7 protein-coding genes are annotated in these 14,132 nt (G+C 64.7%); all 7 read right to left on the minus strand.

Features of this window, described 5'->3' with window-relative positions; all coding sequences use genetic code 11:
• Positions 1 to 24: 24 nt before the first annotated feature.
• The 7 genes from ACGF2Y_RS16395 to ACGF2Y_RS16425 all read right to left on the minus strand — a co-directional run bounded on the left by ACGF2Y_RS16395 (position 25) and on the right by ACGF2Y_RS16425 (position 14,096).
• Complete coding sequence (locus ACGF2Y_RS16395) at positions 25 to 1,086, minus strand: tyrosine-type recombinase/integrase (RefSeq protein WP_392947320.1); 1,062 nt, start codon at positions 1,084 to 1,086, stop codon at positions 25 to 27.
• Between the two features lie 401 nt (positions 1,087 to 1,487).
• Positions 1,488 to 3,632, minus strand: a complete 2,145-nt coding sequence (locus ACGF2Y_RS16400) for a 3'-5' exonuclease (protein ID WP_392947323.1) — start codon at positions 3,630 to 3,632, stop codon at positions 1,488 to 1,490.
• A gap of 17 nt (positions 3,633 to 3,649) precedes the next feature.
• The gene (locus ACGF2Y_RS16405; protein ID WP_392947327.1) at positions 3,650 to 5,257 is read right to left on the minus strand and encodes a protein kinase; all 1,608 of its coding nucleotides are present in this window, start codon (positions 5,255 to 5,257) and stop codon (positions 3,650 to 3,652) included.
• A 116-nt stretch (positions 5,258 to 5,373) separates the two neighbouring features.
• Complete coding sequence (locus ACGF2Y_RS16410; protein ID WP_392947329.1) at positions 5,374 to 8,586, minus strand: type I restriction endonuclease subunit R; 3,213 nt, start codon at positions 8,584 to 8,586, stop codon at positions 5,374 to 5,376.
• The gene (locus ACGF2Y_RS16415; protein WP_392947332.1) at positions 8,583 to 9,899 is read right to left on the minus strand and encodes a restriction endonuclease subunit S; all 1,317 of its coding nucleotides are present in this window, start codon (positions 9,897 to 9,899) and stop codon (positions 8,583 to 8,585) included. Before ACGF2Y_RS16415 ends, ACGF2Y_RS16410 begins: the two co-directional genes overlap by 4 nt.
• On the minus strand, positions 9,896 to 11,890 hold the full coding sequence (locus ACGF2Y_RS16420) for an N-6 DNA methylase (protein WP_392947335.1): 1,995 nt from the start codon (positions 11,888 to 11,890) through the stop codon (positions 9,896 to 9,898). The genes ACGF2Y_RS16415 and ACGF2Y_RS16420 overlap by 4 nt, the downstream gene beginning before the upstream one ends.
• Before the next feature lie 121 nt (positions 11,891 to 12,011).
• A complete protein-coding gene (locus tag ACGF2Y_RS16425) occupies positions 12,012 to 14,096 on the minus strand; it encodes an N-6 DNA methylase (protein WP_392947338.1) in 2,085 nt (694 codons plus the stop codon).
• Positions 14,097 to 14,132: the final 36 nt, after the last annotated feature.

Below are 14,132 nucleotides of genomic sequence, written 5' to 3' on the forward strand. Positions count from 1 at the left end.
GCATCGACTGCACAGCAGCCTCGGCTACCTCAGCCCCGCCGAGTACGAGACCGTACTCGCAGCCTGACCACCACACCAATGGTGTCCGTCAAAGCAGAGCAAGCTCAGCAGATGCCCATAGATGTCGACCGTTGTCTTGACCGAACGGTGCCCGAGCCAGCGCGAGACCTCATGGATCGGCACACCGTTAGCCAGAGCAGTGGAGGCGAAGAAGTGCCGCAGGCTCCGGGGCGTGTACTTGGCATTGCCGTCCAGATCGACAAGGCCGGCCGAGAGGCATGCCTTTTTGAACTGGTAGCCGTAGGACGCGATGGACGGCATCACGCCAGCGCCAGGCTGACGTGGAGCAAAGAAGGTCTCAAGCCGAATCCGTTTCCCCTTCTGACCAGTGAAGACGACGGGCACCGGCTTCCACTTCAGGAGGTGCGCGTCGATCTCCTCCTCAACGAACATGGCGGTTGGGACGTCTCGGCACTCCTTCTCCAGCCGATGCTTGAGCGGCACGAAGGGTCTCGGGCAGTCCTCACGGTGCGCCTTGGCACTGACCTGCCATCGAATCCTGACGTAGCCAGGCCGCCTGCACTCGGTGGAGAAGGCCAGGGCTTCGCTAGGACGCTGGCCTGTGCCGGACTGAAGGTAGACGGTGAGGCGGAAGCGCGGCGCGATGTACGCAGCGATCAGATCGACCTCGGCTGACGTCGGAACTTCGTCCTCGTCCACCGCCAGCGCGTCCCTGCGGGAGACCTGGATGCCCCGGGCCGGGTTCTCCGTGATGCGCTTGTCCACGACGGCCGCCTCCATGATGGCGGCCACCATCACCATGCGGTCGTTCACTGTCGATGCAGCCAGCCCTGCACCGCCTCGGTAGATGTCCTTGACGAACTTCTCAAAATCCCGGCGCGCCAGCCCAGCCAGGGGCTTAATACCCAGGTGCGGCACGAGATGGTTACGAACGAACCCCTCGTAGTTGCGACGGGTCGCTTCACCGATGACTCGTCGCTCAAGCCAATCCTCAGCCCAGACCGACAACGCCATGGCACCGCGCGCAGGAGCCACAAAGACATGAGCCTTCTTGTCCTTCTCCACACCAGTGGAGAAGGAGTCCGCACCGTCGAGGCCGATCTCCGCAGAAACGGCTTCTCCCGCTGCCGCCCACTTCTACCGCCTGGCTCCCGATACCGCACGGTCCACGCGTGACCGCACCTTGGACGCTCACACGGGTAGTGCCGATCTCGGGCGTCCCGCTTGCACCTCTGAAAGACGCTCGCCACCCAACACCCCGATCAGCCTGGCCCTCCGACCTAAAGCGTTTCCATCACTTCGTAACCAGACAAGATGCACGACGCCAAACCGCCCTTTCAGCGAAAGTGACGCTTGATGCGCGGACGAAGCAACCGTGCTCTCGTGACCGTAAGATTCCCCCGACGGCTGGGCGCCGGGCCCTAGCCTCAAGCTGGATTGCCAGTGCGGCGCACACGAGGAGACTCCTATGCCGCTCCCACTTCAGCGAGAAAGCGACTTGCTGGACCGCTCCACGACACGTGCAGTCGGTCGCGTGCGCGCGTACAGGCTACGAAGAGCAGACAACGCTCCGCTGTCAGATCCGTGTGGTGCTGGATGGGGTCAAGTTCCATTGGCGTGATGGCTCCTGGGTACGGAACCGTCCCTTCACGCACCCCAACGACCGCCACACACCTGAACTCCAACCCTTTGAGAGAATGCATGGTTGCGACCCTGACGCCCTCAGCGTCTGCGCTTCCATCTTGCCGTAGCCGGACCGCAGGGATTCCCTCGTCCCGCAACCGCTGCGCCACGCGGTACACGATCTTGTTGAACCGGGCAGCCACCGCGATATCAGAGAACTCAACTCCGCTGTCGGCCCACTCTCGGATGCGCGCCACCAGCTCGGCCAGTTCCGCATCCGGATCATCCGTGGCACACACGGTCGGGCGGGCGCCGCGGAGCGAGGACCGGAAACCTGCCAGCGTGTCCGCACTCCCGTTCTCCAACTGCTCCACAGGCCGACCGTCCAGCAACGCCACCGCCCAAGCGAGAATTTCCTGCGTGCTGCGGTAGTTCTTGTGCAGCCGGGTGGAACGTCCGGTCACGGCGACCCCCAACGATCTCAGAGATACCTTCGAGTCGTAGATGCGCTGATGCGGGTCGCCAGCAATGAACAAGTCGTCAGGGCGATGGGGCGCCACGGCCCGCAGTAGCCTCCACTGGGCGGGGTGCAGGTCCTGTGCCTCGTCAACAACCACATGCCGGTAGGGCGGCACGCCGGATGCGGTGACCCGCAACGCCGCTTCATCGCACACACCCAGATGCGTACGCGCGGAGCGCTTGTCGAGCGCAACCTGGAACGCCTCCACCGCCTGCCAGACCTCGTGCCGTCGAGCGGAGGCGAGCCGGGAGCCCCGACCGCTTCTGGACGCCTCACGGTAGGCGTCGAGCGAGCGCAGACCCTGCGCCAAGATGACATGCTTGTACTCCTGGGCCAGGAACTGGCCGTTCCACGGCAAACCCAGCTGGTCGCCGATCTCTCCCCAGAGAGCAATCTCCTGCGCCCCGTCGAGGTAAGAACGCCGGACGGTGTCATGTGGTTCAACAATTTCTCGTGCCAGGGCGTTGACCGTCGACACGTCCACCCGACCACGCAGCTCCTCGTCCTCAATCAGCAGGGCCAGCCCCTCGCGAAGAGCCGATGTGAGCGCCCCGGTGTACGTGGTGAGCAGGATGCGCTCGCCGGTCCGTAGATGCTCCAGGAGGTGCTTGACCCGATGAAGTGCCACCACAGTTTTCCCCGTGCCCGGTCCACCGGTCACTTGGGCAGGACCCGAGTAGCTGGGCCGGTACGCCATATACCGCTGAGCCGGATGCAGGAAGATCCTCCACGCGGCGAACGGCTTGTCGAGGATGTCGGACAGTTCTCCCGGGCCAGTCACCAGGGCAATACGCGATGGGGTGTTCCGCATCGCGCTGGACAGGTCTGTACGGTCCACCGTAAGCGCGCCGTTCCGGGCACGGAAGGCGACCAGCTCACCCCATACCGTCTGCACGCTCAGTCCCTCGGCGAGGAACTGCAGCACCTGCCACTGATCCTCCGGCATCAACGGAGCGAATGCATCGAGCTGCTTCTTAGAGGTCAGAGAACGTGCCGCGCGCAGCACATCATCCTCGATACCCAGACCACGAAGATCTCCGTCCGGGTGACGAGCGAAGAGAGGTTCCGCCGCGGCGGTGGCCGCCTCCGCCTCCCATGCCGGCACCAGCTGCTCCACTGTGACGACGTCACGGATCTCCAGTCCATGGGTCACCGCGTTTACGCTCGGCACCTGCTTGGAAGCCCAGGCGTAAGCGTCGTCGTGCGCCATCACACGCAGCAGCAGAAAGTCCTCGCCGGTGCCCGGCGCGAGTACGACTCCCCGGTAGAACCTGTCGATACGGCAGGTGTAAATATGCTTGTCCCTGGCCCCCTTGGGCTGCTTGAAATCGAGTCCGGCGTCCGACCAGAGCTGTTTGAGCGTGAGCTGCTGGAACTTCAGAGCCGTCTTCACGGCCCCGGACCGCGCCTTGGAGTCGAGCTTCCCGAATTCATCAAGAAACCGGACCGAGAGAGCCAGCTGTGCCATGCGAGAAGCTCCTTCGGTCAATTTCTGCGTGTGACGGCCCTGCCGGAGCCGGTTGTGCGCGAGGTCCGCAGCCGGATACGCACGAGTGCATCCCGCACCTGGGCGGTCTCCGGGGCGTCCGGTCCGTACTCGGCCATTAGGTCCCGGTACAGCGGCATCAACACCTCGACCGCCTCCCGGAGCCGGTCGACCGCCTGAAGCAGCAGGCCGACATGCCTGCGCACCTCAAGGACATCCATGTCGCTGTCCGGCAGCCCCTGCCTCATCTGTCCCAGTACGGCCTCGAACTCGGCCAGCGCACCTTCGCTGTCGCCAAGCTCCATCCGGCAGAAGGCGGCCTGCCTGCGGCAGTAAAGGGCATCCTCGCCACGGTTGGGACCTGCGGCTTCCAATACTTCAACGAGTGCCTCGTACTCCGGCAGTGCTCGTCCGTAGTCATCGTCACAAAAGAGCGCGAGCGCGTGGACAAGACGGAGGCCGACCATAAGCGGTTCGGAAGCGCTACGCACCGCAGCAGCGCGGGCCAGGACGTCCTCCAGCATTCCGGATGCCTGGGAGAACCGCTCCTCCTCGACGAGCGCCGCTGCGTGCCCGCGGGCCTGCTGCAGTTCCTCATCCGGTACAGCAGGGGCGGCCGACCGCAGTGGCGAGTCCACAGCGGTCGGCGTGTACACGGCCTTCTCGGCCGGGCGGGGACGGGGCGCGAGCGGACGGCGGTAAGGGCCCGTGGGGTCAGTAACACCCTGCCCCCGCTGCTCGGTGGTCCGCTCGGAGTCGGGTGCGGGGAGAAAAGGCACCAGACGGTCGTAGACATCCTGGGCTGAGTCAGGCCGCTGATGGGGCACCTTGGCCAGCAGATCCAGAACCAGCCGCTCCAGTGCCGGGTCCACCTCAGCGCGCAGCCCGCATAGCGGCGCCGGCGCCCGGTACATGTGGTCCTCCATCAACTGGAACTCTGCCTCGGCCGTGAACGGCGGTTTCCCGGCGAGCAGTTCATGAAGGATGCAGCCCAGCGCATAGAGATCACTGCGCGGACTGACCGCGGCCGCTTGGATCTGCTCGGGCGACATGTAGCGGCGGGTGCCGATGATGTGCCCGGTGGACGTCAGCTTGGTGACATCGGTTCCGAGTACTGCGGCGACTCCGAAGTCGAGAACCTTCACGGTGCCATCCCCGGCGACCATGATGTTGTCCGGCTTCAAGTCGCGGTGAACGACGGGCACAGCGTGAGCGTACGAGAGCACCGAGCAGACCTGCGCGGCGACGGAAACCGCCCAGGGGACCGGCAGCACACCGGGCCTGGCGAGGATGTCGGTGAGCAGGGCGCCACGCACCAGCTGCATCACCATGTAGACGCCGTCCGCCGCCCGGTCGAGCACCGCGTCATGGACGGCGGGCACCCCTGGGTGGTCGAACTTGGCTGTAACCCGGGCTTCCCGCTTGAAGCGCTCGGCCAGCTCTTCCGCGTCCGGGCCCGGCGTGGTCAGGTCCCGGCGGATGAGTTTGACCGCTACGTCCCGGTTCAGAATCGGGTCGTAGCCAAGCCAGACCTGTCCCATACCTCCGGTGCTGATCCTGGTCCGCAGCTCATAGCGTTCGGCGATGACTCGTACTTCTGGCGCCACCTGCGCTGTCCTCCCCGTGCCCCGTGATCATGTGTGCCCAGTGTGGCGCGTGTCGCCGTAAACCGTCCACGGTTACGGGGAGTTGCCGTGGACGGTCCGCGCTGCCCGCGGCGGGTTCAGGCCGCGTCGTCCATCCCCAGTTCGCGGCGCAGCATGCGGAAGGCGTGCCGCCGCAGGTCACGCTTGATCGACTCCCGGTGATCGCGGTCGTCGTGGAAGTAGTGGTCCCCCAACTCACGAACGGAGTCGATATGCTTCATCATCTCGGCGTCCAGCACCGGGTCGATGACGTGTTTGAATCCGTCCTCGTCGTCCTGCGAGGCGGACCGCCGCACCTTCTCGTCGGCCATCACCGCCCGCAGCGGCACGATGAAGTCGTCCTCGGTGAAGTCCGTACCGAACCGCTCGTTGAATTGGTCGATCACCTTGGCCAGCGGCGATTTGTCGGGTTCAGCCGCCCCGCCGGCACCACTGCCGAAGCCCTTCAGTTCGACCGCGCCCTCGGCAGTCAGGCTCACGTTGACCTCCCCAACCTTCTCCAGGCGCACGGCCTCAAGCCGGGTTTCTCCGATATCCACCCCACCTCCCTCGCGCGGGGGCAGCCTGCGCAGCAGATGCTGCCCGAAGAGGTGCAGGCGCTCCAGATCGATGTCGATGTACGGCACGATCTGCGCAAGGAAGCTGTACTTGCGCACATAGTCGGCGAGGTCGGCCCGGAACTGCTCGGCGCTTTCGTGCTCGGCCGGCACTTCACTTTCCCTGAGCACGATGAACCTGTCGCGGGCGGGGTCGGTGTGCCGGTAGAGCTCCGCGTGCAGCTTCTCCCAGCGGGTGCCGTCCCCGGCCGCCGCGTCCTGTGCCCTGAGGTACGCCGCAACGAACGACTGCATCTCGTCGACGAGCAGGATCGGCGGATCCATGACTTGATGCTGCGCGTCATAGATCAGATTGGGGTCGGTGGGCATGGTCTGGGCTTCTTCGAAGAACGGCCGGAACTCGCTCTGGATGTCGTGCGCGTCATTTGCGAAGTCCAGGACGCAAAGATCCTGCTGGTCCTTGAGAGGATGCGTGCGGTTAAGGCGGGAGAGCGTCTGCACAGCGGCGACACCCTTCAGCTTCTTGTCGACGTACATCGTGGTCAGCAGCGGCTGGTCGAAGCCCGTCTGGTACTTGTCCGCGACCACCAGGATCCGGTACTCGCGCCGGCTCCTGGCTGACGTGCCCTTCTTGTCGTCGGCCGCGGTGTACGCGAACCTCTTGCGTAGCTCGCCCTCCGAGAAGCCGTTGAGCTTCGCCTCGGTGACCTCCTCCTCTCCCTCCTTGAGAGAGCCGGAGAAGGCGACCAGCACCCCGGGGTTCGGATAGCCGTTGTCGTCGAAGTACTTGACGATCTGCCGGTACAGCTGGAGCGCGCCGTACCGCGAACGGCACACCACCATGGCCTTGGCCCGCCCTCCCAGCCGCCTGCGGGTGTGGGCCATGAAGTGCTCCGCGATCACCCTGGCCCGCTGCACGGCGGTCTCGGTGTGACCGTGCGCGGTCAAGGCGAGCAGTGCGTTGGCCTTCTTCTTGTCGACCTCGCGGTCCGCCTCGTGCGGGTCCTCGTTGACCATCTGCCAGTACGTCTCGTACCTCACGTACTGGCACAGCGGGTCAAGGATGAACTTCTCTTCGATCGCCTGCCGCATCGAATAGGTGTGGAAGGGCTCATAAAGGCCGGTGAGCGGGTTCTTGGTGCCGAAGAGCTTCAGCGTCTTGTGCTTGGGGGTGGCGGTGAAGGCGAAGTAGGAGAGGTTCGCGCTCTGGCCACGGGCACGGGCGGACGCGGCGAGACGCTCGTCGGTGGTGGGCTCCGACGCTTCCGCCTCGGCCTCCGTGGCTCCGGTCTCTTCGTCGTCGGCGTCGAGGCCGAGATCGCGCAGGGCCTTCTTGACGTCGGTGGCGGCTTCGCCCGACTGGGATGAGTGCGCTTCGTCGACGACGATCGCAAAGCGACTGCCGCGTATCTCGACGGGCGACTTGCGCAGGTAGGCGAGCAGCGCGGGGAAGGTCTGGAGGGTGACGATGAGGATCTTCGCCGTTTCCTGCGCGAGCGCATCCGCCAGCTGCGACGACTTCGAGCCGCCCTTGCCGCCAATGCCGAGGACCAGGCCATTGGTCTGCTGGAAGTCACCTATGGTTTCCTGCAGCTGATCGTCCAGGACCGTACGGTCCGTGATCACCAGTACCTTGTCGAAAACCGACTCGTGTCGTGCATCGTGCAGGTCGGAGAGCCGGTGGGCGAGCCAGGCGATGGTGTTCGACTTGCCGGACCCCGCGGAGTGCATGACCAGGTAGTTGTGCCCCGCCCCGTGCCGCGCGGCGTGCGCAGTCAACTCCCTCACGGCGTGCCACTGGTGGAAGCGCGGAAAGATCAGCTTCTTGCCGGTGCTGCCGTCATCCTTCTTCTCCGTGCTCTGGTGAACGTATCGCTCCAGAAGATCCAGCCAGGTGTCCGGGTGCCAGATCTGTTCCCAGAGGTACGAGGTCCGGTACGTGCCGGCGGGAGCCGCGTCGGGGATCGCCGGATTTCCGGCACCGCCACGGTTTCCGGGGCCGTCGGAACCGGTATTGAAAGGCAGAAAGACGGTGTCCCTACCCTTCAACTGGGTGGTGAGGAAGACAGCGTCCGGGTCGACCGCGAAGTGCGCGAGGGCGCGCTTGGCGAAGAGCGGTTCCCGGTGGTCCCGGGTGGTCCGGTACTGGTGCATGGCCTCGGCTGTACCGGTGCCGGTGAGCGGGTTCTTCAACTCTGCGGTGGCAACGGGGATGCCGTTGACGAAGAGAGTGAGGTCGGGCTTGTTGCCCTCGTCGTTGCTGGTCGCGCCGTCCGGCACACGGCGGGTGGCGTAGACGAGATCACGGACTACGGTGAGCCGGTTCTTGCTGTACAAGGTGAGGGCGCCGGGGTCGATCGTCTGTGACGGCTTGAAGTAGGCGAGGTCGAAGTGGATGCCGTGCGCCTTGACCCCTTGGCGGAGGGTCTGGAGGGTGCCCCGCTTGTCGATCCACTTGGCGAGGTGCTCGGCGAACGCGCGCTGGGTGGTGTCGGGGTCGTTGTCGTAGTAGCCGGCGTAGTTCAGCCATGCCTTGTTCTGGGTGGCGCCGATGAAGGCGAAGACCAGTGCGGTGTCGAGGGCGAGGTCGCGGCGGTAGTCGGAGCTGAGGCCCATCTTCCAGCCGTGGGCAAGGAGCTGGTTGATGATCGCGACGCGGAACGCCTCTTCGTGGTGGACCTTGTGCTGGGGTCCCTTCGGGCCTTTATTGCTGAACGGATTGCTGTGAATCACGGAACTCGCACCCCCCGTGCGGTTGTTACGTCGATTTGGCCGGTCACTGCGGCCGTGATTAGCGTACGGCGACGCTCGGCGAGCAGGACTAGCTGCTCTCTCACCCTGCTCGCAAGGTCACGCAGCAATCTAACCTTTTCATCCAGTTCGGAGGTGATTCGATCTTGAACCTCGCGAGGCGGGAACGGGAAGCGAAGGACGCGCAGCTGTTCTCCGGTGAGGTGGGAAATAGTGGTGGTGTTTCCTTCCACCGCAAACACATTGAGTGCGGTAGCCGCCCGCATGCAGTAGTAGAGCCAGCGAACTGAACTTTCGCTCCTCGGACGCGCCCGATGCAAGGCCTTCTGGTAGAAGATCTCTTCTACCTCGCCCTGCCAAATAGCGGAACGTCCTGGCTCTCCCCCCTCACAGATCAGAAGATCCCCAACGCGCACCTCATAGCGAGATCTTTCGCCAGGAGGAAAATTCATCTGCAGCAAGTCATGGGTTTCAATGCTGCCCCACTGAACGTTCGTATTCCGTAGGTAGGGCCGCAGATGGTCCCCCTCCACTCTCTCCTGGTTCAGCATTTTCCCCAGGAGCACCTCGTAGTGGTGCGAAACTGCGGCAACTGCCCAAACCTCGGGAACCGACCCCATCCAGGCGAGACCACTCTCCTTTCGCTCTCCCGGCTGACTAGCCCCGCGAACCGCATGGACAACCGAGGCAAGCTCACGCTCGCTGAGGAGTGCAAGTTGGCGGGTCCGCTCAATGATCACATCGTCTATGCGATCAATCTCCGCGTCAAGGAAGCTGGAGATTTTTCGCTGTTCTTCAGCAGGTGGAATCGGCACGGGCGCATCACCGAGCCGGTCTCGATTCAACTCGATCTGGTTCGTCGCCCCCACTACCAATGCCGCATAGATATATTCCTGAAAAGGAATCGAAGTGAGCCAATAGTAAAGGAACCGGGAGTCCACTTCAGATGGAATCGCCCGCGCCACGGTCACATGAGTGTCCGCCATGCAGGGGATCCCATCCGGCCCCCCTTGGAAGTAGCCGATTCGCCCGAGGGTTCCGGTCCCGGTTGAATTGATGAGGATATCCTCCAGCAACAAGTAGCCCTTAAGTCTGCGGGGATCCCCAGTCGCATCGTGAAACCGGGTACGCGCCCAGTCCAGTCCCCCAGGCTGATTAGCCGCCTGACTGATGGCGCGCACAGGGCCGTGGTCAACGTAGTCCGGAGCGGACCCCCGGTTCAGCAGGGACGTGACGCGCTTCAGGCGGGAAGCGGTCCAGCCCTCCGGCAGCGCAGTTCCAAGTACCTCGGTCACTTCGTCACCTCCCCGAGCAACCGCTGAATCTCGGTCTCCAGCGATGTCAACTCCGCGTCGATCGTCTCCAACGGCCTCGGAGGCTCATAGACATAGAACTTCCGCGTGAACGGAATCTCGTAACCGATCTTCGTCTTCGTGTGGTCCACCCACGCGTCCGGCACGTGCGGCAAAACCTCGCGCTTCATATACGCGTCGATGTCCTCCTCCAGCGGCACGTTCTCGTTGTCACGAAGGTCGGGGTCCGGTTCCGGTTGCGGGTCGCCCTTTTTGAGGTACTGCTCCTCGCCCTCGGGATCGCGCACCCCCACCACATCCCGTAGCGCCTTCTGGAAGGGCTTGCCCGTCGGCATCATCAAGCCCGCCGGCACCATCGCCTGACGAATCGCGTCCCACGCCTCCGCCTTTGTCGCCCAACGCTCGCCCACCAGCAACTTCAGCGCATCCGTGAACGCACCCGCATCAACCGCCTTGTCGATCGCAGCCGAAGCCCGGAGAGCGGTCAGCGTCTCTTCCGTGACCTCGAAGCGCAACTTCAACGGCCTTTCCACGGTGATGCGCTGGTAACCGAACTCCTTCGTTTCGAGAATCTTCACGTTCTCCGGCGGCGACTGTTCAGGATCAGCCGCCGCAGCCACCGCCTCCATGTACATGTCCGTCACCGCTGCGATCTGGGAATCGGAGATGACTTTTCGCTTGTCGCCCAGCGATTTCCGCATCTTCGTCCACTGGCCTCGCGCATCCAGCAAGATGACCTTGTCCTTGAGGCCCTGGTGCTTCCGGTTCGACAGGATCCAGAAGTAGGTGGAGATTCCCGTGTTGTAGAAGAGCTGGTCCGGCAGAGCCACGATGGCCTCCAGCAGGTCCTCTTCCTCCAGGATCCACCGCCGGATGTCGGACTCACCGGAGCCCGCCCCACCGCTGAACAGCGGCGACCCGTTGAAGACGATCGCGATACGGCTTCCGCCCTCGAAGCCGCCCTTCCCGTCAGGACGCGCCGACTTCATCTTCGAGATCATGTGCTGGAGGAAGAGGAAGGAACCGTCACTGATCCTCGGCAGTCCCGCGTGGAAACGATCCCCGTTTCTGGCGAACCGCTCCACATCCTGCTTGACCTTCTTCCACTCCACTCCGAAGGGCGGGTTCGCGACCAGATAGTCGAACTTCTGCTCCTTGTGGCCATCCTGGGTGAAGGAGTTCCCGTACTTGATGTTGTCCGGTTCCTGCCCCTTGATCAGCAGGTCGGACTGGCAGATCGCGTGCGACTCGGGGTTCAGCTCCTGCCCGTACAGCCCGACAGTCGTTTGCGGAGCCTTGCGCTTGATGTGCTCCTCGGTCTCGCTGAGGATGCCGCCCGTCCCGCAGGCTGGGTCGAGGACCGTCCTGGTCTTGCCCTCCCCTTCGTCCGGGGCCAGCAGCAGGTTCACCATCAGCCTTACCACCTCGCGCGGTGTAAAGTGCTCACCTGCGGGGTTGTCTTCGGAAAACTTCCGGATGAGCTCCTCGAAGATGTAGCCCATCTGATGGTTGTCGATGCCGTCCTTGTCGTCCGGCCCCTTCGGTAGCCGCAGATCGATCTTGGCGAATTCGCCGACCACCTGGTAGAGCAGCCCCTTCTCCTGCAGATCGGCGATGTGCTTCTCGAAGTTGTAGCGGTCGAGGATCTTCCGGGCGTTTTCGGAGAAGGCGCCGTAGTACGACTTCAGCAGCGTCTGCGCCTGTGAATGATCCTTAGCGATCAGCTTGAAGGTGAGTTCGCTGGTGTTGTAGAACCCGTGCCTCGCGACCTCACGGAGCTTCATCTCCCGGTAGGCCAGCGGTCGACCTCGCTCTTCCATCTCCGCAACTTCCGCGAGCACTTCGACCTTCGTCGGCTCCAGCACACAGTCCAGACGCCGCAGCACCGTGAACGGAAGAATGATCTTCCCGTAGTCATGCGCCCGGAAGTCGCCGCGCAGCAAGTCGGCGACTTTCCAGATGAAGTTGATCATCTCCGAGTGCCTGCTGTGGTCCTGCTCCACCGTTGTCCTTCCGGGCCGCCGGGGCGGCGATTACTTCAGTGCGATACGTACGCGGTCAGTGTGTCGTGTGTCCGGGGAGGCCCGCATGGGTTCAGGCCGGTGGCGGTGGCCGCAAAGCGCCTGCTGTGAGCGCGGCCCGCAACTTCCCGGCCGTCTCCTCACCGTGGAGCGCAGCCCGGCGCAGAGCCGTCGTAAAGGTGTGCAGCCGCCGGAACGCCGCCCCGTACGTCTGCTGCTCCTCAAGCGGCAGCAAGGGAACTTGGAGCCTGCGCGGGTCCACCCGAACGATCGACGTCCCCTGGCTCGCCCGCTGCACATTGGCCGGGTCGGCGAGGAAGCCGGCCAGGAACCACGGGTCGAGCCGCGCCTCGTCCGGGCGCAGCAGGTGCAGGTTCCTGCCGAGCAGCGCCCCCGCGTCGGTATCGTCCGCAACCCGCGCAGCAGTCCTGTCCGCGGATAGCAGGGTCCCGGGGATGATCACGTCTCCGGCCCTGATCCGCACCGTGTCCTCGTCTCCTGCCGGACCGCGCCCGGACGGGGAGCGCCCCTCGCTCACATCCGCAGCCGTAAGGACCGGATCGTCGCCACCCAAATCCCCGTTGGCGCCCGTCGCCTTGGGCCTAAGCAGAGTCAGCGCCCCCGTACGAATCAGATCGGCGAGCGGGGCTATCGTCCATGGCCCGCCCGTCCGGGAGACTCCCCAATCGTCGCTCGGGACGAGTGCCGATGCCTGCGACAACACGGAGCCGAGGCTGTCTCGACGGCCGCTCAGGGTACGGCGGAGGTCGGCTACCGGCGGCAGGTCGCGCTCCCCCGCGAGTCGTGGCGCGGGTGTGAGGTCGACTGTGTCGTCGAGCAGATCCGTGATCGGAACGGCACGGTACACGCCTGGCATGGCAGGGCACTTCTCAGGCTCTGTAAGCAGCTCTCGGTAGGTGACGGAGGGGCGCCCGCCACGGCTGTTCATGCCCGGCAACGACTTGCAGTTCATGAACAACACATGGCTGCCCTCTGCGCCGTTGCCCCCTCTCGGCCTTCGCAGCACCCACAGATGAAGCCCGATGTGCGCCGGCGGAGCGGCTCCGGCAGGCAGCGCCAGCACAGCGCACAGCGCGCCATGCCGTACGAGCGCCGCCCGGATCCGCCGTCCCGAACTCCGGGAGGCGACGGACGGCGGCAACAGCATGACCACCACACCACCCGGCCGCACCCGCGACAGGCAGTGCTGCACCCAGGCGAGTTCGGACTCGGACCGGGACGGCAGGCCGTACACCCAGCGGGAGTCGTACGCCAACTCGTCCGCGCCCCAGTTACGTTCGTTGTACGGGGGATTGCACAGGACCGCGTCGAACTCCCCACCCGTATGCCGGGATCGGGCGAGAGCGTCCTCGGCGTCGACAGAGCAGGGCCCCTTCCCGTCCAGCCGGAGGGAGAGCCGGGACGCGGCCAGCTGGGCCAAATGCAGCTCCCGGTCCTGGCCATCAAGCTGCGTGGCCCCCTGGATCCGGGCCGCCTCCAGCAGGTCCCCCGTCCCGCATGCCGGGTCGAGTACGGCGCTCAGCGCGTCGTCCGACGACGCGGCCTTGGCCAGTGTCGCCATGAAGTGGGCCACCGCCGCCGGGGTCCCCGGCCCGCGCCTTCGCGACTCGCTCGCGTAGCGGTCGAGCAGGTCCGACAGGACCTCGTCCGGCGTCTGCCGTGTCGCGGCAGCCGCAAGCTCACGCATCAGCGACGCGGAACGCAGTAGGGCGAGCGGCTCAGGCATGTCCTGAAGTGCTCTGCCGATCTCGTCGAGCATGCCGTCACCGAGACCCTCGTCGTCCAGGTCCGGCCCTTCGGCGTAGTGAACGTAACGCGTCTCCCGTGAGGTGTGACTTTCACGTTCCAGGAAGGCGAGGAAGAGCGCGGCCCGGGCCATCGCTTCAGTCAGCCCCGACCCCTCGGCCTCTCGCAGCAGCTCACGCCACAACTGCTGCTGCTCGGTGAACTGCGGGAGGCGGCCATGCTCGGCCAGCCACCCCTCCACATCCTCCAGCGTGAACGTGGGGCGTGATTCCGTACCGCCCGTGGGAGCGGGGAAATCGGAGTGGCGGCGCCGCCAGTTAGTCACAGTCGCGCGGCCGACGTCCGCGATACGGGCGATGTCGGAGGTACTTACCGTGGTCAGTGCGGCCATCAGTAGCCCCCTTCGTCTTCATCGAACACGCACGAA

This window comes from Streptomyces sp. NPDC048142 (assembly GCF_043202835.1).
GTDB lineage: Bacteria > Actinomycetota > Actinomycetes > Streptomycetales > Streptomycetaceae > Streptomyces.